We start from the raw sequence: 23,570 nt of genomic DNA on the forward strand, positions 1-23,570 counted from the left end.
ATGTGATGATGCGTCAGGCGACGCCCCTGACCCGACGGACCAGGAACCCGCCCGCCACCGTGACCAGGGCCGTGGCCAGGTAGAGCCCGGTGTAGCCGCCAGCATGGGCGATCACCGGCGCCGCGAGGGCGGGGGCGAGCACCTGCGGGCCGGAGTTGGCGATGTTGATCACGCCGAGGTCCTTGGCCCGGTCCTGCGCCTGCGGCAGCACCTGGGTGACCAGCGCCTGGTCCACCGCGAGATAGACGCCGAACCCCGCGCCCAGCACGGCGGCGGCGACCATCGCGGCCACCCAGCTGTGCAGGAAGGCCAGGATCACGGCGGCCACGGCCATGATCACCGCCGACAGCAGCACCAGCCCCTTGCGCCGCCCGCGCCGGTCCGACAGCACGCCGACCGGGATCGCGGTCAGCGCGGCGCAGACGGTGTAGATCACGGTGAGGATCAGCACGCCGGTGCCCGGATCGGCGTAGTGGACCGAGTCAGTGAGGTAGTAGAGCAGGTAGAGGGTGCCCAGCGCGTTGCCCAGGTTGATCAGGAACCGGGTCAGCCACGCCCAGCCGAAGTCCGGGTACCGGCGCGGGCTCACCCACAGCGTCCGCGCGATCGCCCGGGCGTCCCAGTCGGGCCGCAGTGCGCGCGGCAGCACCGGTTCGCCGTGACGCAGCACGAACGGCAGCGCGAGCACCACGGTCAGCAGCGCGAGCGTGCCGTAGCCGGACCAGACGCCGGTCACCAGCAGCGTGGTGATCAGCGCGCCCAGCACCAGCCCGAGCGACTGCATGATCCCAGTCCACCCGCTGACCTCCGCCCGCTGCGCGACCGGCACCCGGTCCGCGATCGGGGTGGTCACCCCGGCCAGCATCGCGTTCAACCCCGCCTGCGCGACGCACCACCCGAGCGTCACCCCGAGCAGGCTGTGCTGGGCGGCGGTCACCACCAACCCGACCGCCCCGGCCACCGCCCCACCCAGGATCCACGGCCGCCGCCGCCCGAACCTGCTGGTCGTCCGGTCCGACAGCGCCCCGGCCAGCGGATTGGCCAGGACCGCGACGAGCGCGCCGACCCCGGTGACGACGGAGAGCGCGGTGTCCTTGCCGTGCGGGTCGATGTGTTCGAGCTGAAGCGGCAGCAGGATCTGGATCGGCGTCATGAACGCCATGAAGACGGCGAGCGTCGCGAGCGACAGCCCCCCGGTCCACCCCGCCCGAACGCGTTCGGTCGGCTCGGCGAAGACGTCCGCGGAGTCCGGGGAATCCGGAGAGTCGGGGGAAGGAGTCGCGGACCGCTCCACCGCTTGCTTCATGGCGACTCCTCCGGAGGCAATGCGTCAGGCATTCATGAGTCTGGCTCATGTTTGTCGCCGGAGTCTAGGACTGGGAAACCTCCTTGAACAGGGGTCGCGTCACATTCTCCCCCGCCGCCAGCGGCAATTCCAGTTGTGCGGAACTACTTCCGCAGTAGGATGGGAGGCTTGACACCGACCGAGTCCGTCACCTACTCCGAGATGACCAAGACGCCCGGAGTCGTGGTCGAAAAGCTGAAGCAGCACGAGAGTCTGCGCGTCGTCCGACGAGACGGCGACGACCTGATACTGACCACCGCAGAGCGCGCTGAGCGCCAGGAAGAGGTCGTCGACACCATCGCCCGGACCTACTCGGCGCTGATGAAGACCGACGAGGGCGCGCGTGCCGTCCTGCTCGCGATGCCCGAGATCTTCCCCTGGGTTCGGCACCTGAACGACGCCGAGGTGCGTGAATTCCTCCTCGAACTCGTCGGCGCAGTCCGGGACGCCGCCGAGCTGGATGTGTACGGCAAGGTGCCCGGCGTTGTCGCCGGATGGCGAGCCACCGCCCGCATCAAAGCGGATCCGGAGGAGTACGCAGAAGCCCTTCGGCCGCTGGACGGCACGGACTTCGGGCCGGTGACGACGCCGGAGGCGGCTACGTGAGCCCGAAGAGGGGGGACCGGGTGGTCCCGCCGCCTGTGGGTGGAGAGTGGGATGTCCGGTTCGGCACCGCCGAGGCCGCGAAGGGATGGGAGGAGCTGGGACAGAAGGCCCCCGGCAACACACACCGTGCCTTCGACGCCCTGCTGACCGATCCGGCTCCGGCCAACGAAACCGACCGTCAGCACCGCCTGAAGGGCGACCTGAAGACTCGCATCCTGGGCGGCCTGGAGTTGCCCCAGTGGGAGTACGAGGTCACCGTTTAGGCGGCCGGGTGCGCTATCTGGTCGACGTTGACGCAGGCCGGGTGTGGATCGTCCTGGCCGGCATCGGCCACCCCCGCGACACAGAGCCGGGCAAGGTCCGGCGCCGGTAGCCCGTAGGCCACCGGCACCTCGGCGGCACCAGACGTCACGAGCCCGCGAACCGCTCAAAGCGCCTGTCGCTGCGCCGCGATGAACTTCCGGTACCAGTCGAAGCTCGCGCGTGGCGTCCGGGTGCGCTCCGGGGAGTTGAAGTCCACCTCGACCAGGCCGAAGCGCTGGTGGTAGCCCTCCGCCCATTCGAAGTTGTCCAGCAGTGACCAGGTGAAGTAGCCGCGTACATCCGCACCTTGGTCCATCGCGTCGCGCACCGCCGCGATGTGGCGGGAGAGGTAGGCGATCCGCGCCGGGTCGTCCAATCCCGCCGGCTGCGAGCAGCCGTTCTCGGTGATCCAGAGCGGTGGAAGCGCGTCGCCGTACCGCCGATCCAGTCCCACCAGCAGCTCGGTCAGTCCGTCCGGCACGACCGGCCAGCCGAACGCCGTGCGCTCGTAGGGCTCCTGCGGCTCCACCATGTCGAAGGGCAGCCCCGCGCCCTCGCTCGGGGCGCTGATCCAGGTGGGGTTGTAGTAGTTGATCCCCAGCCCGTCCAGCGGCGCGGCGACGATCTCCAGGTCGCCGTCCCTGACCACCCCGCCCCAGCTCGGATCCGCCACCCCGAACGCCGAGAGGTCCGGGTAACGGCCCAGCAGCAGCGGGTCGTTGAAGAGGCGGTTGTGCAGCGTGTCGTACGCCTCGGCCGCCGCGAGGTCCTCGGGACGGCTCGTGGTGCGCACCGGGCTGCAGTTGTTGGCGATCAGCACCTCGGCGTTCGGCACCGCCGCCCGCAGCGCGGCGACCGCGAGGCCGTGGCCGAGCAGTTGGTGGTGCGCCACTGGTACCGCGTCGAGCAGCAGCGCCCGGCCGGGGGCGTGGACGCCGAAGCCGTAGCCGAAGGACATGTGCACGAAGGGCTCGTTCAGCGTGATCCACCGCCGGACCCGGTCGCCCAGCCGCTCCGCGACGACCGCCGCGTACTCGCCGAACCGGTACGCGGTGTCGCGGGCGAGCCAGCCGCCGCCGTCCTCCAGCGCCTGCGGCAGGTCCCAGTGGAAGAGGGTCGGCGTCGGCGTGACGCCCGCGTCGAGCAGCGCGTCCACCAGGCGGTCGTAGAAGTCGAGCCCGCGCGGCTCGACCTTGCCCTCCCCCGTGGGCAGCACTCGCGGCCACGAGAGCGAGAAGCGGTAGGCGTCCAGCCCCAACCGCCGCATCAGCGCGACGTCCTCGGGAAACCGGTGGTAGTGGTCGCAGGCGATGTCACCGGTGTGCCCGTCGAGCACCACGCCAGGGCGGCGGACGAAGGTGTCCCAGATCGACTGCCCCTTTCCGTCCTCCTCAGCGGCGCCCTCGATCTGGTACGCGGCGGTCGAGGCGCCCCAGACGAAGGAGGCCGGGAACGTCGGCTCCTCAGAAGTCGGCGGCGTCGGCATTCAGATCACACCCTCACGAGCAGGCGAACACGGGAACCCAGCGACTCGAACATGAGAAACAGAGAACATGAGAAACACTCATATTAGAGACTCGCCAAGCCTACACTCGATCGGGCAGAGTGAGGCCATGCACGTTCCCGCGTCCTCCGCAGGCATCGTCCGCCGCCGGCCCGTGCAGCGGCGCAGCCAGGAACGCTTCGACCGGATCCTGGACGCCACCGCGCGCCTGCTCGACGAGGTCGGCTACACCGCGCTGACCACCAAGGAGGTCGCCCGCCGCGCGGAGGTCCCGATCGGGACGCTGTACCAGTTCTTCCCCGGCGTCGACGGGCTGCTGGGCGCGCTCGCGGAGCGCAATCTCGAACACTTCATGGACCGCCTCACCCGGCGGATGGAGGCCGAACGGCCCTCCGACATCGCCACCCTGGTCGATCTCTCGGTCGAGGAGTACGTCGCGATGCACCGCGCCGTCCCCGGCTTCGGCGTGGTGGACTTCGGCGCGGTCGGCCGCGAGGACACGCAGAGCGTCCATCTGCTCGACTCGGTCCTGGAGAACAACGCCGCCGTCGCGGACCGCCTCTGGCTCCTGCTCGGCGACCTGATCGGCGGCACCGACCGGGCGGCCGCGCGGGTCTCCTTGCATGTCGCCCTGGAGTGCGCGGACGCAGTGCTGCGGCTGGCGTTCCGCAGCGATCCCGAGGGCGACCCGGTGCTGATCGCGGAGTGCAAGCGGCTGCTGCGCGGCTACCTCGCGTCGACCGACTGAGCCTGCGTCAGCACAACTCCGGCGCTGTGCGCGGGAGGCCGAACCAGGGTGCGACCGTCGTCTCGAAGTGGGTGAGCGCGCTGACGCCCTCGGGTGAGAACGCGGCCACCAGAACGCCCGCGCCGTGCAGCACGCCGGTCGCCGTGTCGCGGACGTAGAGCCCCCAGGCCGGTTGGCCGTTCGCGCGGGTGGGGAGCATCCGGGCCACCGGGCAGGCGGGGTGGACCTCGGTCGCGGAGAAGAAGCGGGCGATGGCCTCGGTGCCGTGGTACTCGAAGGGCAGCGGGGGCATCCGAACCCAGGCGTCGTCGGTCATCAGCGCGACGAGCGCGGAGACGTCGTCGCCGGTGAAGGCCGCGACGAACCGGTCGGCCAGCTCCTGTTCCTCCGGGCTGCCCGGAGCGAGCGCGGGCCGGTCCGGCCGGTCGTCGCTGCGGACCGCCTCCATCGTCGCGCGGGCGCGCTTGAGCGCGCTGGTGACGGCGCTCTCGGTGAGGCCCAGCAACTCGGCCGTCTCCGCGGCGCGGTAGCCGAGGACGTCGCGCAGGATGAGGACCGCGCGCTGGTTGGGCGGAAGCACCTGCACCGCGGTGACGAAGGCGAGAGAGACCGCCTCGCGGGACTCGTAGCGGGCCTCGGGTCCGGGGTTCTGGTCGGGAAGGCCGTCGAGGAGCAGATCGGGGAAGGGCTGCAGCCACAGCACCTCGCCCAGTCGGGAGGGCTCCGGCCGGGCGGCCGCAGAGGGCACCGACGGCCCAGACGGCACCCGCGGCACGGACGGTACCGCTGACTCCGCAGGTACCTGGCGGCGGGTGGTGCGCAGGGCGTTGAGGCAGCGGTTGGTGGCGATGCGGTGCAGCCAGGTCCGCACCGAGGACCGGCCTTCGAAGCCCTCCAGGCCCATCCAGGCCGCGAGGAGCACTTCCTGCAGGGTGTCCTCGGCGTCCTGGAGGGAGCCGAGCATGCGGTAGCAGTGGAGCTGCAGCTCGCCTCGGTACGGCTCGACGAGCGCGGCGAACGCGTCGCGGTCGCCGGAGCGGGCCCGCTGCAACAGGTTGTCTGTCATGGATCCACCTCCTTCAAAGCTACCGACACCGACAGGCCGCGGAACTGGGCGGTCCCCCAGGCCCCAGTTTCCGCGCACCGGTGTGTCTGTTCCTGGTGAAAGGCGAAATCCACCCCACCCGGGGCCGGCGCCCGAACCCGAGCCCGAGCCCGAGCCCGAACAGACGGGAGCATCGTGATGCAGACAGGCGCGACCCAGACAGAATCCATCGCCGGACGGACCGTGCTGGTCACCGGCGCCAACCGCGGCATCGGACGCGCGCTGGTCGAGGAGGCCCTGCGCCGGGACGCACGACGCGTGTACGCCGCGACGCGGCGACCGTTCACCCACCCCGACCCGCGCGTCCGTCCGGTGCTGCTGGACGTGACCGACCAGGCGCAGATCGACGCCGCCGCGCAGCAGATCGAGGACCTGGACCTGCTGGTCAACAACGCGGGACTGGCGATCTACGACGACCTCGGTGACCGCGAGGTGCTCGCACGGCACTTCACGGTCAACTTCTTCGGCCCCTACGCGGTCACGCGGGCCTTCACGCCGCACCTGACGCGCTCCCACGGGGCGGTGGTCAACGTGCTGTCGCTGGCGGCGCTCGCGGCGGTGCCGGGGATGGCGGGCTACTCGGCCTCCAAGGCCGCGGCGCTCGCGCTGACCCAGTCCCTGCGTCTCCAACTCGCCGCGGAGGGCGTGCGCGTCCACGCCGTGCTGGCCGGGCCGGTGGACACCGACATGGTCCGGAACCTCGACATCCCCAAGGCCGCGCCGTCCGCCGTCGCGCAGGCGATCCTCGACGGCGTGGCCGCCGGGGACGACGAGATCTTCCCCGATCCGCTGTCGGCGACCTTCGCCGAGGACTGGCCGACCGGCCCCGTGAAGCTGCTCGAACGCGGCAACGCCGCGCTCGTCGCCGACCTGCGATGACACCGGAGTAACCATGCTGCTCAAGAAGAAGAACGCGATCGTCTACGGGGCGGGCGGAGCCGTCGGCAGCGCTGTCGCGCTCGCCTTCGCCCAGGAGGGAGCGCAGGTCTTCCTCGCCGGGCGGACCGCCGCCACGCTGGAGCCGGTCGCGGACAAGATCCGCTCGTCCGGCGGCAGGGCGCACCTGGCCACGGTGGACGTGCTGGACGAGGACGCCGTGGAAGCGCACGCCGCCGCGGTGGTCAGCGCCGGGGGCTCGGTCGACGTCTCGTTCAACGCCATCAGCCTGCCGCAGCGCGGCATCCAGGGCGTCCCGCTCGCGGGGTTGTCGGCCGAGGCGTTCGAACTGCCCGTGGCCACCTACTCCAAGGCCAACTTCCTGACCGCGAGGGCTGCAGCGCGGCGGATGACCGACCAGGGCTCGGGCGTGATCATGATGATCACGGCGAGCCCGTCCCGGACGGCCACCCCGCTCATGGGCGGCATGGCGCCGGCATGGGCCGCGATCGAAGCCCTCTCCCGGGGCCTGGCCGCCGAGCTCGGCCCCTCCGGCGTCCGGGTCGTGTGCCTGAACGCCGCGGGCATGCCGGACACCCCGCAGATCACGGAGGTCTACCAGCTCCACGCGGAGGCCCACGGCATCAGCCGCTCGGCCTTCGAGGCCGCCGTCACGGGACAGACGCTGCGTCAGCGGCTGCCCAGGGTCGCCGAGATCGCCAACGTCGCCGCCTTCGCGGCCTCCTACCGCGCCAGCGCGATGACCGGAGCGATCGCCAACCTCACCGGCGGCCTGGTGGTCGACTGACGGGACGGCTTTCGCGCAGGGGACGTTGCACTACCTGGGGGCGCGAGGAACTGCGCGAGCAACCACCCTGTGCGGATGGCCCTGCTCGCTGAGCGACTCACCACACGGGGTGGCTTGTCGCGCAGTTCCCCGCGCCCCTGAGGTGTTGCAACTGACTGCGGGAGCACACCGCTTGTCGCGCCCACGCGGCGGCGGCCCCGCACCGAAGGGCGTTGCAACTACCGGATCTGCGGCATCACTTGCTCCGTGAAGAGCCGCAGGCTCTCCCACCCCGCCTCCACCGGCATCCCGCCGCACAGCGGGTGCAGCATCAGCGTGCCCATCGCGCCCTCCTCCGCCGCAGCGGTGACGCACTCCTCGGGCGTCAGGCAGCAGTACACGCCCTCGGCGCGAAGTTGATCCACCGTCAGCGCCTTGGTGGAGACCGCCGAGCGGATGTCCGCCGTCTGCCAGGAGGCGTACGTGCGGGCCTCGTGGAGGAAGTGCTCGCCGTACCGGGCCCACGCGCGGTCGGGGTCGTCGGTGCAGTGGAGCATCCGCGTACGCTCCGGCGGCAGCAGGACGAAGCCGCCGTCCCACCTGGCCTCCGCCGCCAACGCGTCGTAGTACTCGACCAGTTCGGGCAGGTGGGCGGCCGTGAAGAGGGGCAGCCGCAGCCGCACCGCGCGGCGGACGGCCGCGCGGGAGGAGCCGCCGACGATCAGCGGCGGATGCGGCGCGGTCAGCGGCGGCGGCGTGAGCCGCACGGTGCGACCGCGGTGGTCGAACTCCTCGCCGGTCCAGGCCGCGAGCAGCGTCTCCAGCACCTCGTCCTGGATCCGGCCGCGCTCCTTCCACTCGACGCCCATCAGCGCGTACTCAGCGGGCCGGTAGCCGATCCCCGCGACGGTGGTGACCCGCCCGTCGCCGAGGTGGTCCAGCACGGTGAGCTCCTCGGCCAGCCGCAGCGGGTCGTAGAGCGGGGTGATCAACGCGCAGAGCATCATCGGGATCCGGCTGGTCGCCCCCGCTATCGCCGCCGCCGTGGTGATCGGCGCGGGGCTCCAGCCGTCGTCGACGCCGTGGTGCTCCTCCAGCGTGATCAGGTCGAAGCCGTGCTCCTCCGCGTGGACGGCCATCTCGACCGTGGCGCGATAACGGGCGGCGACGTCCTTGCGGTCCAGGCCGGGGGCGACCTGGTTGAAGCGCAGCGTGGTGACGGTCACTGGCCTGGTCCCTTCCGAGCACCGCGAACTGACGAGTAGTCAGATCGTCTGTGCGAGATGGGTACCACCGGCCGCGCAAGAGAACAAGAGAAAGCGCCCCGCGCCCCGCCCGCCCAGACCACTCACCCGCTCATCCGTTCACAGGCGCGGCACCCAGCGCACTCCCGAGAGGGCGTCCTCGACCAACTGCACCTGGCGCACCAGGAGGTTGAGCCGTGCGCCCTCCTCGGCGTACGTGCGCAACCGCTCCTCGATGGTGTGCGGCTCGAAGTGGTCGGCGAGCTCCACCCGCGCCCGCGAGTACGCGGACCGCGCGGCCTGCAGCGACCCCTCGGCGAGATAGCGGACGTCGCGGGCGAGCATCAGCGGGTGCTTGTAGAGCACGTGGTACCGCCGCCACTCCCCAGGAGCCTGGTCGTAAAAGCCACCTCCTGGCGGATTCCTCCCAGCCGGGACTGCCGGGGGGCTGGACCCGCTCCGGCCAGCCGGGAGGGACGGGGGACGTGTTCACCCCTCCAGTATAGGAACAAATTTTCGAATATGACGCGCCCGCACCCGGCCCAGCGTTCGACATGGCCGAGCCGGGCACTGCTCGCCCGACTCGGCCACACCACTCTCAGACTCAGAGACCGGAGCCCCAGGACCGGAGCCTCACAGACCGGGGCCTCAGAGACCGGCTTCGCCCAGACGGCGCTCGATCGCGTCCAGCCGCTGGACGACCCGGTCGAGCGCCGCCGTCGTCGCGGAGGCCGCGGACGCCGCCGTGGCGCGCGACTGGGCGAAGCCCGCCAGCGCCGAGCTGATCGAACGGCGCACCGCCGAGGCGTCGAGGCCCGCCTCGCTCAGCACCCGACCGGCCCCGCTCTCGGGGTCGGCGAGCAGTCCGAGCAGCAGGTGCTCGCAGCCGATGTAGTTGTGCCCGAGGTCGATCGACGCCTCCAGCGCCGCGCCGATCGCGCTGCGGACGGGCAGGGTCATCCCCGACCAGAAGCCACCTTCGCCGCCCCCTGTGGCGCCCCCCGTGGCGGCCATCGCGGCGGCCGTCGGCATCGGCTCTTCGACGGTGCTCGTCAGCGCCGCCTCCCGCAGCTCGTCGATGTCCTCGTCGAGGGCTTGGAGCAGCCGGACCGCGAGGTTCCCGCCCTCGTCGATCATGCCGACCAGCAGCGAGCCGGTGCCCACCGGACGCCCGGCGGCGGCCTCGCGGCCCAGCTCGATCGACGTGCGCAGGCGGTCCGTCATCCGAGCGGCCAGGCGGGTCGCGAACTCCGGCCGGGCGTCCGGGTCGAAGTCCGGGTTGCGCAGCGCGGCGATGCCCTTCCTGGCGACGGTGACCACCTGTACCGCGTCCGCCAACGCCTTCTGGCAGACGGCAGAGACGGGGATCTCGGCGGCCTTCACGGCCGCGGCGAGCTCATCGGGCAAATAGACGTTGATCTTGGGCATGGCATCCCTCCGACAGAGAGTCTCACGTCTCTAACCCCTCTAGGGTTATACATGGGGGTACATGCCGTCAACGCCTTTGCTGCGTGTCACAGAAAACGGGAACGGCCCCGCTCCCCCCCGAAGGGGAGCGGGGCCGTTCCGGCCGGTCGCCGAGCTGAGGACTACTTGATCAGCGAGCGCAGCACGTACTGCAGGATGCCGCCGTTGCGGTAGTAGTCCGCCTCGCCGGGGGTGTCGATCCGGACCTTGGCGTCGAAGGAGACGCCGGTGTCCGTGGTGACCTTGACGGTCTTCGGGGTGCGGCCCTCGTTCAGCTCGGTCACGCCCGCGAAGGAGAAGGTCTCCTCGCCGGTGAGGCCGAGGGAGTCGGCCGTCTGGCCCTCCGGGAACTGCAGCGGCAGCACGCCCATGCCGATCAGGTTCGAGCGGTGGATGCGCTCGTAGGACTCGGCGATGACGGCCTTGACGCCCAGCAGCGCGGTGCCCTTGGCCGCCCAGTCGCGGGACGAGCCGGAGCCGTACTCCTTGCCGGCCAGGACGACCAGCGGGGTGCCGGCGGCCTGGTAGTTCTGCGAGGCGTCGTAGATGAACGACACCGGACCGTCGGCCTGGGTGAAGTCGCGGGTGTAGCCACCCTCGGTGCCCGGCGCGATCTGGTTGCGCAGACGGATGTTGGCGAAGGTGCCGCGGATCATGACCTCGTGGTTGCCACGGCGCGAGCCGTAGGAGTTGAAGTCACGCTTCTCGACGCCGTGGCCCTTGAGGTACTCGGCGGCCGGCGTGCCGTCCTTGATGTTGCCGGCCGGGGAGATGTGGTCGGTGGTGACCGAGTCGCCCAGCTTGGCCAGGACGCGGGCACCGGAGATGTCGGTGACCGGGCTCGGCTCGTGCGTCATGCCCTCGAAGTACGGGGGCTTGCGGACGTAGGTGGACTCGGCGTCCCACTCGAAGGTGTTGCCGGTCGGCACCTGCAGGGACTGCCAGCGGTGGTCGCCCGCGAAGACGTCCGCGTAGTCCTTGGTGAACATGTCCTGGTCGATCGAGGTCGCGATGACGTCCGCGACCTCCTGCTCGGTCGGCCAGATGTCGTGCAGGTAAACCGGGTTGCCGTCGGCGTCGGCGCCCAGCGCGTCACGGGTGATGTCGACGTTCATGTTGCCCGCGATGGCGTAGGCGACCACCAGCGGCGGCGAGGCCAGGTAGTTCATCTTGACGTCGGGGTTGATCCGGCCCTCGAAGTTGCGGTTGCCGGAGAGGACCGAGACGACGGCCAGGTCGTGGTCGTTGACGGTCTTGGAGACCTCCTCGGGCAGCGGGCCCGAGTTGCCGATGCAGGTGACGCAGCCGTAGCCGACCAGGTTGAAGCCCAGCTTCTCCATGTACGGGAGGAGACCGGCCTTCTCGTAGTAGTCCATGACGACCTTGGAGCCCGGCGCCAGCGTGGTCTTGACCCACGGCTTGACGGTCAGGCCCTTCTCCACGGCCTTCTTGGCCAGCAGGGCGGCGCCCAGCATGACCGAGGGGTTGGAGGTGTTGGTGCAGGAGGTGATCGAGGCGATCACGACCGCGCCGTTGTCGATCTCGTAGGTCGAGCCGTCGGGGGCGGTGACCGGAGACGGGTTGTGGATGCCGTTCGAGGACGCCGGGGCGTCGGAGGCCGGGAAGGACTCCTCGCCGGACTCGTCCGAGGTGGTGATGTAGTCACGCACGGCGGAGCGGAACTTGGAGGCGGCCTCGGCCAGGATCACGCGGTCCTGCGGGCGCTTCGGGCCGGCGATCGACGGCACGACGGTGGCCAGGTCCAGCTCCAGGTACTCGGAGAAGACCGGCTCTGCCGCCGGGTTGTGCCAGAGGCCCTGCTCCTTGGCGTAGGCCTCGACCAGCGCCAGCTGCTGCTCGGAACGACCGGTCAGACGCAGGTAGTTGATGGTCTCGCCGTCGATCGGGAAGATCGCGCAGGTCGAGCCGAACTCCGGCGACATGTTGCCGAGGGTGGCGCGGTTGGCCAGCGGCACGGCGCCGACGCCGTCACCGTAGAACTCGACGAACTTGCCGACAACACCGTGCTTGCGCAGCATCTCGGTGATGGTGAGCACCAGGTCGGTGGCGGTGGCGCCGTCCGGCAGCGCGCCGGTGAGCTTGAAGCCGACCACGCGCGGGATCAGCATGGAGACCGGCTGGCCCAGCATGGCGGCCTCGGCCTCGATGCCGCCGACGCCCCAGCCCAGCACGCCCAGGCCGTTGACCATGGTGGTGTGCGAGTCGGTGCCGACGCAGGTGTCGGGGTAGGCCTGGCCGTTGCGGACCATGATGGTGCGGGCCAGGTACTCGATGTTCACCTGGTGCACGATGCCGGTACCCGGGGGGACGACCTTGAACTCGTCGAACGCGCCCTGGCCCCAGCGCAGGAACTGGTAACGCTCCTTGTTGCGGCCGTACTCGATCTCGACGTTCTGCGTGAACGCGTCCTTGGTGCCGAACTTGTCGGCGATGACCGAGTGGTCGATGACCATCTCGGCCGGGGCCAGCGGGTTGATCCGGGACGGGTCGCCGCCGAGCTCCTTGACGGCCTCACGCATGGTGGCGAGGTCGACGACACAGGGCACGCCGGTGAAGTCCTGCATGATCACACGGGCGGGGGTGAACTGGATCTCCTCGCTGGGCTCCGCGGACGGGTCCCAGCCACCGAGCGCCCGGATGTGGTCGGCGGTGATGTTCGCGCCGTCCTCGGTGCGAAGCAGGTTCTCCAGCAGGACCTTCAGGCTGTAGGGAAGGCGCGCGGAGCCCTCTACCTTGTCGAGCTTGAAGATCTCGTACGACTCGTCGCCCACCTGCAGCGTGCTGCGGGCGTCGAAGCTGTTCGCGGACACGACTTCTCCCTGTGTTCTGGGTCTATCGACAAGCACGAATGCGCGGCGGCGTTGCTGTGGCGCGGGTGGTCCGGGCGCGCTGCTCACGCGATCAGAGTCGAGTGTAGCGGCAGATATCTTGATGTCGAGATACCACCCTAGTACACGGGGTCGAATGGTGCGAAACCAAGGGCCGAACGATTGGTTCAGGTGGCCCACAGCGGTCGCGGCTCGGCCTTCCGACGAGGGCGACCCTGTGCCCCGGTCGCAGGGCACAGGGTCGCTCCTGCCGTGCTTCAGCCGACCAGGGCGGGCTGTTCCGGGGCCGTCTCGGTCGCGGAGGTCTCCGCACCGGTCTCCGCAGCGACCTCCTGCGGGGCGTGCGTGGTGCGCTTGGGGAGAGCGGCCATCAGGAGGGTGACGACGGCTAGGGCGGCGACCATCCAGAGCATCGCGTGGCCGAAGGCGTGGATGACGGTGGTGCCGGTGAAGGCGACCGAGGTCAGGGCCAGACCGAAGGCGTTGCCGAGCTGGTTGGTGGTGTTGATCAGACCCGACGCGGAGCCCGCGTGTTCACGCGGGACCTCGGACAGGACGGCGTCGGTGAGCGGGGAGAAGATCATGCCCATCCCGGCGCCCATCACCAGCAGCGGGAGAGCCATCTGCCAGGAGTGGACCGCGTGGCCGTAGCGGTAGGCCTCGCCTATGTAGAGCAGGGCGCCCGCCGCGGTTGTCAGCGCGCCGCCCTGCAGCACCCGGCGGCTGCCGACGCGCGGCACCAGCAGCTGGACCGAGAGCCCCGCCGTCGCCGAGCAGGCGACGGTGAACGGCAGGCCGGTGAGACCGGCGTGCAGCGGGCTCCAGCCGAGGCCTATCTGCATGTAGAGGGTCCAGACCAGGAAGAAGATGCCGCACGCCGCACCGAAGACCAGCTGCACGCCGATCCCGGCCGCAAAACTCTTGGCCCGGAAGAGCGTCAGCTCGACCAACGGCGAGCCGTCCTTGGCGCTCTTGCGCCGCTCGTAGCGGACGAAGCCGCCCAGCACCGCGAGACCGCCCGCCATCAGCAGGTAACCCCAGACCGGCCAGCCCAGCTCGCGCCCCTCGACCAGCGGGTAGAGCACGAGCAGCAATCCGGCCGTGGCCAGCGCGACGCCGACCAGGTCCAGCCGCAGCGCCTGCGGAGCCTTGGACTCGTCGATGAACCGGCGTCCCAGCAGCAGCCCGGCAATGCCGAAGGGCAGGTTGATCAGGAAGATCGGCCGCCACTCCAGCCCGAACAGGTTCCCCTGCGTCAGCACCGCGCCCAGCAGCGGTCCGGTGACGGCCGCAAGGCCGATGATCGCGCCGAACATGCCGAAGACCTTGCCGCGCTCCTCGCCGGAGAACGTCGCGTGGATGATCGACAGCACCTGAGGCACCATCAGCGCCGCCGTGCCGCCCTGCAGCATCCGCGTGGCGACCAGCATCTCCGGGTTGACCGCCAGACCGCAGAGCAGTGACGCGACGGTGAAGCCGGCCGTGCCCAGCAGGAAGATCCGCTTGCGCCCGTAGATGTCGCCGAGCCGTCCGCCGGTGATCAGCCCGACCGCGAAGGCGAGCGCATAGCCCGCGGTGATCCACTGGATCGCGCTGAAGCCCGCACCCGTGTCCCGTTCGATGCTCGGGATCGCGACGTTGACGATCGTCGCGTCCACCAGGTCCATGAAGCTGGCCGTCATCACGACGGCCAACGCGATCCACCGCCTGCGGTCCGCGCCGCTCATGCGGTCCGTGGTACTCATCCGGCTCTCCCGCCGCTCTCTGCTGCCCGACTGGCTGGCTGCTTCTCTCTTGTTGACGAGACCTAAGCTAGGAGCGATATAGGACAGCTCTTGTCCTAGTGGGCGTCGAATCTGGAAAACATGATGGATACCTCCGCACGGCTGCTGAGCCTCCTCTCCCTGCTGCAGACCCCCCGGGAGTGGCCCGGCAGCGAGCTCGCCGAGCGGCTCCGGGTCACCACCCGGACCATCCGCCGGGACGTCGACCGGCTGCGCGAGCTCGGCTATCCCGTCGAGGCGACGCTCGGCGCCGTGGGCGGGTACCGGCTGGTGGCCGGAAAGGCGCTGCCACCGCTCCTGCTGGACGACGAGGAGGCGGTGGCGATCGCCGTCGGCCTGCGCGCCTCGGCCGGGAGCGCCGTCGGCGGGATCGAGGACGCGTCGCTGCGCGCGCTGACCAAGCTGGAGCAGGTGCTGCCGTCACGGCTGCGCTACCGGGTCGGCGCGCTGGGCTCGGCGGTGGTGACGATGACGGGCGGCGGCCCGCGCGTCGAGCCGTCCGTGCTGACGGTGCTGGCCGGCGCGATCAGCAACCACGAACGCGTCCGCTTCGCCTACTGCGCGGCGGACGGCACGGAGACGCGACGGCATGTCGAGCCACAGCGGCTGGTCGCCACCGGACGCCGCTGGTACCTGGTCGCCTGGGACCTGGAGCGCGACGACTGGCGGATGTTCCGCGTCGACCGCCTGGACGCGCCGCAGGCGACCGGCGCCCGGGCGACCCCGCGCGAACTCCCGGCGGCCGACGCGGCGGCGTTCGTCAAGCAGAAGCTGCGCGACCTCCACCAGGGCGCCACCGCGGTGGTGATCGTCGACGCCCCGGCGGAGGCGCTGCGCGCCCGGCTCGGTCCGATGGGCGAGGTCGAGGACCTGGGCGACGGCCGCTCGCGCTGGCGCCTGGACGCCGACCGCCTCGACTGGACGGCGGTCCGCCTGCTCATGCTCGACCTGCCGTTCCGGGTCGAGTCACCCCCGGCACTGACCGAGCAGCTACGTGTGTTCGGCGAGAGAGCACAGCGGGCACTTCCCAAGCTGGACTAGAAACTTGACGGACCGCCGAAGCCGAGAGCATGAGCGGCACCGTTCTCAACATCGTCCGCATGGACGAGGGGATCCGGGATCTTCGAGGCCATCATGAAGCCTTTGACGGGCACAACGCAGCGCCGACCGACCCATGTATATGGAAATTCCCCGTTTCGAGCCATGCGGCGCGCCGTCGACTCGGATACGCCAAGAACGTCAGCCGCCTTGCACATATCCATATACAAGGGAAACAGATCCGAGTAGTAATAGTAGTGGTTCGCTCCAGAAATCCAAGACCTTGCCAGTTCGGCCTCATTCAGGACCGGGCCACCAACCGCCCCACGTCGGCATGCGCGAATATCATCATGGAAGCGCTTGAGGCGCTCCAAAGTATCGAACTGCGAGAGCCGTGCCCCAACCGCCTCACCGCGGAGGATCTCTGCTGTCGCCGAATCCATCACTCGCCCTGGTTCGATGATCGATGACGCTTTCAGAGAAGATATATGACCCGAGTCTTCCTCCGCAGCAAAGAAATCGATATGCTCCGTAGGGCACTCCGGAGAAAATTTCTTTCCGTACCGATAGCCAGCATCAAAGCCCGCACTCATCATGCGATCACGCATGCTACGCGGTGGCACCCCTTTGGCGGACTCCGACCACGCCCGGAGCATGGCCTCAACCATCTCCGACATGACATCGTCGATCTCGGCGCGCCTGTCGCGGACCACCCTCCACGCCGTCGAACGAAGACAAGGCGTCAGGCAGCTGACGATCAACATCTTCCCACTGGAATCGCCGACAAGCTCGCGGACTCGCCCGATCGCAACCAACGACTCCCAGAGACGGATGCCGATCGCATGCCCCGACCCCTTCGGCATGGCCGCTTTGCGCAATTCGGGCAGAACTGGATGCCTCTTGATCTCACACTTTTCTATATCTCCAAGATGAATACAAACCGGCCCATCCCCAAAAATGCTTTTCACGTGCTCATCAATGCGATCGAAGATCGTAACCACGAGAAGCCCCAATCTGCCTGCTCCAACCAGTAGCAGCATGGCAGATCACAGTGGGGGCATTCGGTCCCAGGGCGCAACTTAATTCGATCGCGTGAATATTGTTTAAGTAGAGAATTTGCACTGCTCGATGCTCGCGCGCCGTGAATTCTTCGGCGAACGCAGGCATCCGAAGGGTTCAGTCGCCCAATGTGGCGACCATGACCGCCTTGATGGTGTGCAGGCGGTTCTCCGCCTGGTCGAAGACGATGGAGTGCTTGGACTCGAACAGCTCGTCCGTGCACTCGAGTTCGGACATGCCCGTGACCGCGTGCATCTCGCGGCCGACTGCCGTGCCGAGGTCATGGAAGGCCGGGAGGCAGTGGAGGAACTTGGCGTCCGGGTTGCCGGTGGCGCGGATGGTGTCCATGGAGACCTGATACGGCGTCAGCAGCGCGATCCGCTCCGCCCAGACCTCCTTGGGCTCGCCCATGGAGACCCAGACGTCGGTGTAGAGGAAGTCCGCGCCGGTCACGCCCGCGGCCACGTCGTCGGTGAGGGTGATCCGCGCGCCGCTGTCGGCGGCCAGGCGGCGGGCCTCGGCCTGCACCTCGTCGGTCGGCCACAGTTCCCTGGGGGCGACGATGCGGATGTCCAGACCCAGCAGCGCGCCGGTGACCAGCAGCGAGTTGCCCATGTTGTTGCGGGCGTCGCCGAGGTACGCGAGCGCCACCTCGCCGAGCGGCTTGTCGCAGTGCTCCCGGACGGTCAGCATGTCGGCCAGCATCTGGGTCGGGTGCCACTCGTCGGTCAGGCCGTTCCAGACCGGGACGCCCGAGTGGGCCGCCAACTCCTCGACGATCTCCTGGCCGTGGCCCCGGTACTCGATCCCGTCGAACATCCGGCCGAGCACCCGCGCGCTGTCCTTCACCGACTCCTTGGCCCCCAGGTGGGAGCCGCTGGGGTCAAGGTAGACGGCATTGGCGCCCTGGTCGGCGGCGGCCACCTCGAAGGCGCAGCGGGTGCGGGTCGAGGACTTCTCGAAGATCAGCGCGACGTTCTTCCCGCGCAGCCGCGGCTGCTCCGTCCCCGCGTACTTGGCGGCCTTGAGCTGGGCCGACAGGTCGAGCAGGAAGCGGAACTCCTGGGCGGTGAAGTCCAGCTCCTTGAGGAAGTGCCGGTTGCGCAGGTTGAAGGCCATGCCGGGCTCCAGAGCTTGTGCGGGGACGCTACCTGGGGAAGCATATACGAGGACCCGAATGATTATGCATAGATGTGCTCGCGACTACACGTGCTTCAACCCAAGCTTCATCTCCAGTTCGGCGAAGCTCGGATCCAGCGAGTAGGGCATGGTGTCGCCGGTCGGGAGGAAGCCCCGGCGCTCGTAGTAGCGCCGGGCGCGCAGGTTGGCCTCGTGCACATGAAGCCGCATCTCCGGCACCCAGGCCTCGTCCCGCGCCCAGGCCAGGCACGCGTCCAACAGCGCGTCGGTCACCCCGGCCGCCCGGCCCCGGTGGGCCGGGTCGACCCAGACGCCGTAGAGCCAGGCGAAGGGCGGCGCCTCACCGGGATCGGCGACGGGGAGGTAGGAGTTCATGGTGCCCACCCACTCCCCCGTCGCCGCGACCACGGCGGCATAGCCGGTGTTGCCCGGCTGGGTGCTGCGCCCGGCGCGGAAGCGCCACTTGTCCTCGCCGATGGTCAGCGCGGTCTCGTGGGTCTCTATGTACGCCATCGGCGTGTCCTTGGTCATCCGCAACCGGATGTCCCGGACCCGCTCCCAGTCCCCGGGCTGGACGCGGTCGATGCGGTAGGTCATGCGCACATTCCTTGTCTCCCTCGCGGTCTCTGTCTCGGCCCCTGTCACAGTCTCCGTCGCGTCGCTCAGAGCCGTGGGTCGACCGGCTCCGACTCCAGTGCGAGGACCGCGAAGACCGCCTCGTGCACCCGCCACAGCGGCTCGCCCTCGGCCAGCCGGTCCAGCGCCTCCAGGCCCAGGGCGTACTCGCGCAGTGCGAGCGAGCGCTTGTGGCCCAGGGCGCGGGCGCGCAGCCGGCTCAGGTGCTCGGGGCGGGTGTAGTCGGGCCCGTAGATGATCCGCAGGTACTCGCGCCCACGGACCTTGACGCCCGGCTGGACCAGACGGCCGCTCTCGGTGCGGACCAACGAGGCCAGCGGCTTGACCACCATGCCCTCACCGCCGCGCGCGGTCAGCTCCTCCCACCAGGCCGCGCCCGCCGCGCGGGAGTCCGCGTCGGCGGTGTCGACGAGCAGGCGACGCGTGCCGTGCAGCAGGCCGGTGTCGTCGGCGGCGACCATCCGGTCGATCCAGTCGAGGTGCTGGTCGTGCGGGCGCACGGCCAGGTTCTCGCCCTCCGCCGCGAGCAGCTGGAACGGCGCGAGCCGGATCGCGTCGATCCCCTCGACCGTCCAGCAGTAGCGGCGGTAGGCGTCCGTGAACGCGGACGCGTCCGCCGCGCGGGCGTTCTGACGCTCCGACAGCTCCGTGACGTCGACGCCGAGCGCGGCCGTCGCGTCCAGCGCGGCCCGTGCCGCCGCCAGCGCCGCACCCGACGCCGCGCCGACGGCCGCGTACTGACGACGCAGCAGCCCGGTCGACTTGAGCGACCACGGCATCAACTCGGCGTCGAGCAGCAGCCAGTCGCTCTTCAGCTCGGCGAAGAGCCCGGCCTCCTCGGCGGCGGCGCGCAGCCGTGCCAGGACGGCGTCGTTCAGCGCCGGGTCGTCGAGGAAGGCTCGCCCGGTGCGGGTCCAGATCTGGCCGCCGGTCGGCACGCCGAACCGCTTCTCGCCCGCCGAGCCCTCACCGTCGCCGTCCGGGGTGTCCCGGCAGACGAGGACCACCGCGCGCGAGCCCATGTGCTTCTCCTCGCACACCACGTGCCGCACGCCGTCCGCCCGGTAGGAGGCGAACGCCTCGTCCGGGTACTCCAGCCAGCCCTGGCGCTGCGAGGTCGCGACCGGGGCCATGGTCGGCGGCAGGTAGGCGAGCAGGCGCGGGTCGATCGCGAACCGGCTCATCACCTCCAGCGCCGCCGCCGCGTTCTCCTCGCGGACGGCGACCCGACCGTGGTTCCGGGTCTCTACGATGCGCTTGCCCGCGACGTCCTCGATCGCGAGCGGACGCCCCTCGCGTCCGCCCGGCGCGTCGGTCGCCAGCGGGCGCACCGGCTCGTACCAGACCTGCTCGGCCGGGACCTCGACCAGCTCCCGCTCCGGGTAGCGCAGCGCCGTCATCGTGCCGCCGAAGACGCAGCCGGTGTCCAGGCAGATGGTGTTGTTGAGGAAGTTCGCGACGGGCGTGGGCGTGTGGCCGTAGACGACCAGCGCCCGCCCCCGGTACTCCTCCGCCCACGGGTAGCGCACCGGCAGCCCGTACTCGTCGGTCTCGCCGGTCGTGTCCCCGTAGAGCGCGTGCGAGCGCACCCGGCCGCTGGTGCGACCGTGGTACTTCTCCGGCAGACCGGCGTGGCAGACCACCAGCCGGCCATCGTCCAGCAGGTAGTGGCTGATCAGGCCGTCGATGAAGTCCCGCACCCGCTGCACGAACTCCGGCGGCTCGGCCGCCAGCTGGTCCAGCGACTCCTGCAGTCCGTGACTGACCGTCACCTTGCGGCCGGAGAGCGCCCGGCCCAGCTTGTTCTCGTGGTTACCCGGGACGCAGAGCGCGTGTCCCGCCGCGACCATGCCCATCACCAGGCGCAGCACGCCGGGCGTGTCCGGGCCGCGGTCGACCAGGTCGCCGACGAAGACGGCGGTGCGGCCCTGCGGGTGCACGGCGTCGACCGCGCGCCCCTCGGCGTCGCGGAGCACCTCGTACCCGAGCCGACCGAGCAGCGTGACCAGCTCGGAGCGGCAACCGTGGATGTCCCCGACGATGTCGAACGGCCCGGTGAGGTGCTTGAGGTCGTTGTAGCGCTTCTCCAGCACGATCTCGACGGCGTCGACCTCGGCCTCCGAGCGCAGCACGTGCACCTTGCGGAAGCCCTCGCGCTCCAGGTGGCGCAGCGAACGACGCAGGTCGCGCTGGTGCCGCTGCAGCACGTGCGGCGGGAAGTGCGCGCGGTCCGGCTTACGGGAGTTGCGCTCGGCGCAGAGCTGCTGCGGCACGTCGAGGACGACGGCGACCGGCAGCACGTCGTGCGCGCGGGCCAGGTCGACGAGCGCGCGGCGCGCCTCCTGCTGCACGTTGGTCGCGTCGACGACGGTCAGCCGCCCGGCGTCGAGCCGCTTGCCCACGATGTAGTGGAGCAGCTCGAAGGCCTCCTTGGTCGCCGACTGGTCGTTGGGGTCGTCGGAGACGATGCCGCGGCAGGCGTCCGAGGAGACGACCTGGGTGGGCAGGAAGTGCTTGGCGGCGAAGGCGGACTTGCCGGAGCCGGTAGCGCCGATCAGGACGACCAGGGAGAGGTCGGGCACGGTCACCTTGCGGGTGACCCGCTCGGTGCCGGTGGTCGTGGCGGCGTTGGAGGCGATCGGGGTGCTGGGGGTGTTGTCGGTCATCGGGGTCACTCTCCCTTCGGGGTCTGGGTGGTGGCGTCGGAGCTGGTGTCGGCGTCGGCGTCGGAGCTGGTGTCGGCGTCGGCGTCGGAGCTGGTGTCGGTGCTGGTAGGGGTATCGGTCCCGTCCTCGCGCCCGAGGCTGAAGGTGGCGAGCTGGGTGGGCGGCCCCACCTCCGGGTCCTCGTCGCCGACCGGGCCGAAGGCGACCTCGTACCCGTAGCTTCGCCCGATCCGCTCCGCCCAGTCACGGAACTCCCCGCGGTCCCACTCGAAGCGGTGGTCGGCGTGCCGCATCTCCCCGGCCGGGAGCGTCTCCCAGCGCACGTTGTACTCGGCGTTGGGCGTCGTCACCACGACCGTCCGCGGCCGGGCCGCGCCGAAGACCGCGTACTCCAGCGCGGGCAGTCGCGGCTGGTCGACATGCTCGATCACCTCGGACAGGACGGCGGCGTCGTAGCCGCTCAGTCGCGAGTCGGTGTAGGTGAGCGCACCCTGGATCAGCCTGATCCGCGCGGCCTGACGCTCGTTCATCCGGTCCAGCCGAAGGCGGCGCGCGGCGATCACGAGGGCGCGCGCGGACACCTCCACGCCGACCACCTCGGTGAAGGTGCGGTCCTTGAGCAGGTCGGCCAGCAGCGCGCCCTCACCGCACCCCAGGTCCAGTACGCGCGTGGCCCCGGCGGCGCGCAGCTGGGCGAGGATCGCCTCGCGACGGCGGACCGCGAGGGGTACCGGCTTCGGGTCGGTGTCCTGCTGCTGGTCCGCGTCCGGCTGGGCGTTGGTGTCCGGCCGGGCGTCGGCATCCGGCTGGGCGCCGGTGGTCGGCAGGGCGTCGGTGGTCGGCAGGTGCTCGGCGTCCGCCGGGCTCTGACCCTCCTCCGGCAGTTCCCCGGTCTCCTGCGGGACGGCGTTGTCGATCTCCTCCAGCTCGCGGTCGTCCGCCTCGGCCAGCCGGGCCAGCTCCAGGCGGGCCGTGGCGGCGCGCGCGAGCGACCAGCGGCGGGCCAGGTAGCGGCGGGTGATCAGCTGCTGCTCCGGGTGGCGCGGCAGCCAACCCTCGCCACGGGCGAGCAACTTGTCGACCTCGTCCGGCGCGACCCAGTAGTGCTTGGCGTCGTCCAGGACCGGCAGCAGCACGTACAGCTGGCTGAGGGCGTCCGCCACCCGCAGCGTCCCGGTCAGCCGGAGCTGGACATAGCGCGAGTCACCCCACTCGGGGAAGGTCGGATCCAGCACGATCGGCTCCGCCTCGACCTGCCAGCCGAGCGGTTCGAAGAGCCGGTGCACCAGCTCCGCGCCGCCCTTGGCGGGCACGGCGGGCAGCTCGACGCGCAGCGGCTGCGCCTGGTCGGCCAGCTCGGGACGGGCGGTGCAGACACCCTTCATCGCGCTCTTGAACACCGCGCTCATCGCCACCGCGAGCAGCGAGGACGCCGCGTAGGGACGGTCGTTGACGTACTGCGCGAGCGCGAAGTCGGGCGAGGACCCGCCGCGTCCCTTGCTGCCACGGCCCCGGCGCACCAACGCGATCGGGTCCACCTCCAGCAGCAGCGCGGCCGTGCACCGCTCGGCCGTCGCCTCCGGATAGAAGACGTGCGCGCGGCCGTGGGCGGTGCTGAACGACTGCGCCTTGCCGGGGTGCTTGTGCAGCAGAAAGCCCAGATCGGTCGCGGGACGCTGGTCGGTGGCGTGGGTGCTGATCGTCAGGAACACACGGACGAGTATCGCCGCGCGCATCGTCGCAGCCCACGGATTTTCTCACGCCGCCTGTCGTCTGCACGCCGCGGACGAGTGCCGATCGGGCGGCCTCCACATCTTCTCCTCAAGCCTGCTGGTACGTATCGTGCCGCCATGAAGCCCGTCTCGCCTTGGCTGCGGCTGGAGCAGGTAACGGCCGCGAACGTCGACGCCGCCTGTGATCTGCTGGTGCGCCCGGAGCAGAGCGGCTACGTCGCTCCGGTGGCGCGGTCGCTCGCCGAGGCGTACGCCCACGGGTCCCATGCCTGGCCACGGCTGGTCTTCGACCGGGACCAGCTGGTCGGCTTCGTCATGGGCAGCTTCGACCCGAGCAGCCCTGTCGAAGCGTTCCGCTGCGGGATCTGGCGGCTGAACATCGCCGCCCAGTACCAGGGCAGGGGCTACGGCCGCTTTGCGGTAGCCGCGATCTGCGCCGAGGCGCGCAGCCGTGGCGAGCGTCGTGTCGGCACGCTGTGGCTGCCCGGCCTGTACGGCCCGGAGTACTTCTACCTGCGCCTGGGCTTCCGCCCGACCGGCGAGGTGATCTACGGCCAGGTCGCGGCCGAGCTGCTCCTGGCCTGAGGCCGGGCCTGCGCCGACCCCAGGTCCCTGTGATCCCTGCGAGGCAGCCGACGCCGCCGGGCCGTTCCTCACGCGGGCATCGCGGAGCCCAGCAC

General features: G+C 70.3%; 20 protein-coding genes. 7 read left to right on the forward strand and 13 right to left on the reverse strand.

Features of this window, described 5'->3' with window-relative positions:
* Positions 1–13: 13 nt before the first annotated feature.
* Positions 14–1,306, reverse strand: coding sequence for an MFS transporter (locus tag I2501_RS25825; RefSeq protein WP_196196629.1), 1,293 nt, complete (start codon positions 1,304–1,306; stop codon positions 14–16).
* A 201-nt stretch (positions 1,307–1,507) separates the two neighbouring features.
* Between I2501_RS25825 and I2501_RS25830 the strand changes: the two genes are divergently transcribed.
* On the forward strand, positions 1,508–1,951 hold the full coding sequence (locus I2501_RS25830) for a prevent-host-death family protein (RefSeq protein ID WP_236047222.1): 444 nt from the start codon (positions 1,508–1,510) through the stop codon (positions 1,949–1,951).
* Complete coding sequence (locus I2501_RS40730) at positions 1,948–2,214, forward strand: hypothetical protein (protein ID WP_328806632.1); 267 nt, start codon at positions 1,948–1,950, stop codon at positions 2,212–2,214. The genes I2501_RS25830 and I2501_RS40730 overlap by 4 nt, the downstream gene beginning before the upstream one ends.
* Before the next feature lie 164 nt (positions 2,215–2,378).
* On the opposite strand, the gene I2501_RS25840 is transcribed toward I2501_RS40730, so the two are convergent.
* Positions 2,379–3,740: a GH1 family beta-glucosidase gene (locus tag I2501_RS25840; protein WP_196196630.1), complete on the reverse strand. Its 1,362-nt coding sequence runs from the start codon at positions 3,738–3,740 to the stop codon at positions 2,379–2,381.
* Between the two features lie 127 nt (positions 3,741–3,867).
* Between I2501_RS25840 and I2501_RS25845 the strand changes: the two genes are divergently transcribed.
* On the forward strand, positions 3,868–4,506 hold the full coding sequence (locus I2501_RS25845; protein WP_196196631.1) for a TetR/AcrR family transcriptional regulator: 639 nt from the start codon (positions 3,868–3,870) through the stop codon (positions 4,504–4,506).
* A gap of 7 nt (positions 4,507–4,513) precedes the next feature.
* Here I2501_RS25845 and I2501_RS25850 read toward each other — a convergent pair whose 3' ends face one another.
* Positions 4,514–5,572, reverse strand: coding sequence for a sigma-70 family RNA polymerase sigma factor (locus tag I2501_RS25850; protein ID WP_196196632.1), 1,059 nt, complete (start codon positions 5,570–5,572; stop codon positions 4,514–4,516).
* Positions 5,573–5,749: 177 nt separating this feature from the next.
* Between I2501_RS25850 and I2501_RS25855 the strand changes: the two genes are divergently transcribed.
* Complete coding sequence (locus tag I2501_RS25855; protein WP_196196633.1) at positions 5,750–6,490, forward strand: SDR family NAD(P)-dependent oxidoreductase; 741 nt, start codon at positions 5,750–5,752, stop codon at positions 6,488–6,490.
* Between the two features lie 13 nt (positions 6,491–6,503).
* Positions 6,504–7,295: an SDR family NAD(P)-dependent oxidoreductase gene (locus tag I2501_RS25860; RefSeq protein WP_196196634.1), complete on the forward strand. Its 792-nt coding sequence runs from the start codon at positions 6,504–6,506 to the stop codon at positions 7,293–7,295.
* Between the two features lie 218 nt (positions 7,296–7,513).
* On the opposite strand, the gene I2501_RS25865 is transcribed toward I2501_RS25860, so the two are convergent.
* The 5 genes from I2501_RS25865 to I2501_RS25885 form a co-directional block, all read right to left on the reverse strand.
* Positions 7,514–8,500 (reverse strand): LLM class flavin-dependent oxidoreductase, encoded by a 987-nt coding sequence (locus tag I2501_RS25865; RefSeq protein ID WP_196196635.1) that lies wholly within the window; start codon positions 8,498–8,500, stop codon positions 7,514–7,516.
* 138 nt (positions 8,501–8,638) lie between these two features.
* Positions 8,639–8,884 (reverse strand): hypothetical protein, encoded by a 246-nt coding sequence (locus I2501_RS25870; protein WP_196196636.1) that lies wholly within the window; start codon positions 8,882–8,884, stop codon positions 8,639–8,641.
* A 282-nt stretch (positions 8,885–9,166) separates the two neighbouring features.
* On the reverse strand, positions 9,167–9,946 hold the full coding sequence (locus tag I2501_RS25875) for a Clp protease N-terminal domain-containing protein (protein ID WP_196196637.1): 780 nt from the start codon (positions 9,944–9,946) through the stop codon (positions 9,167–9,169).
* Between the two features lie 161 nt (positions 9,947–10,107).
* Positions 10,108–12,816: an aconitate hydratase AcnA gene (gene acnA, locus I2501_RS25880; RefSeq protein ID WP_196196638.1), complete on the reverse strand. Its 2,709-nt coding sequence runs from the start codon at positions 12,814–12,816 to the stop codon at positions 10,108–10,110.
* A 275-nt stretch (positions 12,817–13,091) separates the two neighbouring features.
* The gene (locus I2501_RS25885) at positions 13,092–14,579 is read right to left on the reverse strand and encodes an MFS transporter (protein WP_196196639.1); all 1,488 of its coding nucleotides are present in this window, start codon (positions 14,577–14,579) and stop codon (positions 13,092–13,094) included.
* A gap of 120 nt (positions 14,580–14,699) precedes the next feature.
* On the opposite strand from I2501_RS25885, the gene I2501_RS25890 reads away from it, so the two are divergent.
* Positions 14,700–15,659, forward strand: a complete 960-nt coding sequence (locus tag I2501_RS25890; RefSeq protein WP_196196640.1) for a helix-turn-helix transcriptional regulator — start codon at positions 14,700–14,702, stop codon at positions 15,657–15,659.
* Here the strand turns inward: I2501_RS25890 and I2501_RS40735 are convergent.
* The 5 genes from I2501_RS40735 to I2501_RS25915 all read right to left on the reverse strand — a co-directional run bounded on the left by I2501_RS40735 (position 15,656) and on the right by I2501_RS25915 (position 22,869).
* Positions 15,656–16,657, reverse strand: a complete 1,002-nt coding sequence (locus I2501_RS40735) for a helix-turn-helix domain-containing protein (protein WP_196196641.1) — start codon at positions 16,655–16,657, stop codon at positions 15,656–15,658. The genes I2501_RS25890 and I2501_RS40735 overlap by 4 nt on opposite strands.
* Positions 16,658–16,832: 175 nt before the next feature.
* A complete protein-coding gene (argF, locus tag I2501_RS25900; RefSeq protein ID WP_196196642.1) occupies positions 16,833–17,834 on the reverse strand; it encodes an ornithine carbamoyltransferase in 1,002 nt (333 codons plus the stop codon).
* 84 nt (positions 17,835–17,918) lie between these two features.
* Complete coding sequence (locus I2501_RS25905) at positions 17,919–18,452, reverse strand: GNAT family N-acetyltransferase (RefSeq protein ID WP_196196643.1); 534 nt, start codon at positions 18,450–18,452, stop codon at positions 17,919–17,921.
* A gap of 65 nt (positions 18,453–18,517) precedes the next feature.
* A complete protein-coding gene (locus I2501_RS25910; protein ID WP_196196644.1) occupies positions 18,518–21,157 on the reverse strand; it encodes a polynucleotide kinase-phosphatase in 2,640 nt (879 codons plus the stop codon).
* A 5-nt stretch (positions 21,158–21,162) separates the two neighbouring features.
* Positions 21,163–22,869 carry a 3' terminal RNA ribose 2'-O-methyltransferase Hen1 gene (locus tag I2501_RS25915; RefSeq protein ID WP_328806635.1) on the reverse strand — a complete coding sequence of 569 codons (1,707 nt, stop codon included), beginning with the start codon at positions 22,867–22,869 and terminating at the stop codon, positions 21,163–21,165.
* Positions 22,870–23,007: 138 nt separating this feature from the next.
* On the opposite strand from I2501_RS25915, the gene I2501_RS25920 reads away from it, so the two are divergent.
* Positions 23,008–23,475 (forward strand): GNAT family N-acetyltransferase, encoded by a 468-nt coding sequence (locus I2501_RS25920; RefSeq protein ID WP_196196646.1) that lies wholly within the window; start codon positions 23,008–23,010, stop codon positions 23,473–23,475.
* Positions 23,476–23,570: the final 95 nt, after the last annotated feature.

The organism is Streptacidiphilus fuscans (assembly GCF_015690355.1).
GTDB classification, from domain to species: domain Bacteria; phylum Actinomycetota; class Actinomycetes; order Streptomycetales; family Streptomycetaceae; genus Streptacidiphilus; species Streptacidiphilus fuscans.

Excerpts from the sequence above, each read along its gene's own strand:
- I2501_RS25855 (WP_196196633.1), top strand. The coding sequence starts at position 5,750 with ATGCAGACAGGCGCGACCCAGACAGAATCCATCGCCGGACGGACCGTG.
- I2501_RS25885 (WP_196196639.1), bottom strand. The coding sequence starts at position 14,579 with ATGAGTACCACGGACCGCATGAGCGGCGCGGACCGCAGGCGGTGGATC.
- I2501_RS25850 (WP_196196632.1), bottom strand. The coding sequence starts at position 5,572 with ATGACAGACAACCTGTTGCAGCGGGCCCGCTCCGGCGACCGCGACGCG.
- I2501_RS25825 (WP_196196629.1), bottom strand. The coding sequence starts at position 1,306 with ATGAAGCAAGCGGTGGAGCGGTCCGCGACTCCTTCCCCCGACTCTCCG.
- I2501_RS25840 (WP_196196630.1), bottom strand. The coding sequence starts at position 3,740 with ATGCCGACGCCGCCGACTTCTGAGGAGCCGACGTTCCCGGCCTCCTTC.
- I2501_RS25890 (WP_196196640.1), top strand. The coding sequence starts at position 14,700 with ATGATGGATACCTCCGCACGGCTGCTGAGCCTCCTCTCCCTGCTGCAG.
- I2501_RS25875 (WP_196196637.1), bottom strand. The coding sequence starts at position 9,946 with ATGCCCAAGATCAACGTCTATTTGCCCGATGAGCTCGCCGCGGCCGTG.
- I2501_RS25920 (WP_196196646.1), top strand. The coding sequence starts at position 23,008 with ATGAAGCCCGTCTCGCCTTGGCTGCGGCTGGAGCAGGTAACGGCCGCG.
- I2501_RS25860 (WP_196196634.1), top strand. The coding sequence starts at position 6,504 with ATGCTGCTCAAGAAGAAGAACGCGATCGTCTACGGGGCGGGCGGAGCC.
- argF (WP_196196642.1), bottom strand. The coding sequence starts at position 17,834 with ATGGCCTTCAACCTGCGCAACCGGCACTTCCTCAAGGAGCTGGACTTC.
- I2501_RS25830 (WP_236047222.1), top strand. The coding sequence starts at position 1,508 with ATGACCAAGACGCCCGGAGTCGTGGTCGAAAAGCTGAAGCAGCACGAG.
- I2501_RS25845 (WP_196196631.1), top strand. The coding sequence starts at position 3,868 with ATGCACGTTCCCGCGTCCTCCGCAGGCATCGTCCGCCGCCGGCCCGTG.
- I2501_RS25905 (WP_196196643.1), bottom strand. The coding sequence starts at position 18,452 with ATGACCTACCGCATCGACCGCGTCCAGCCCGGGGACTGGGAGCGGGTC.
- I2501_RS25910 (WP_196196644.1), bottom strand. The coding sequence starts at position 21,157 with ATGACCGACAACACCCCCAGCACCCCGATCGCCTCCAACGCCGCCACG.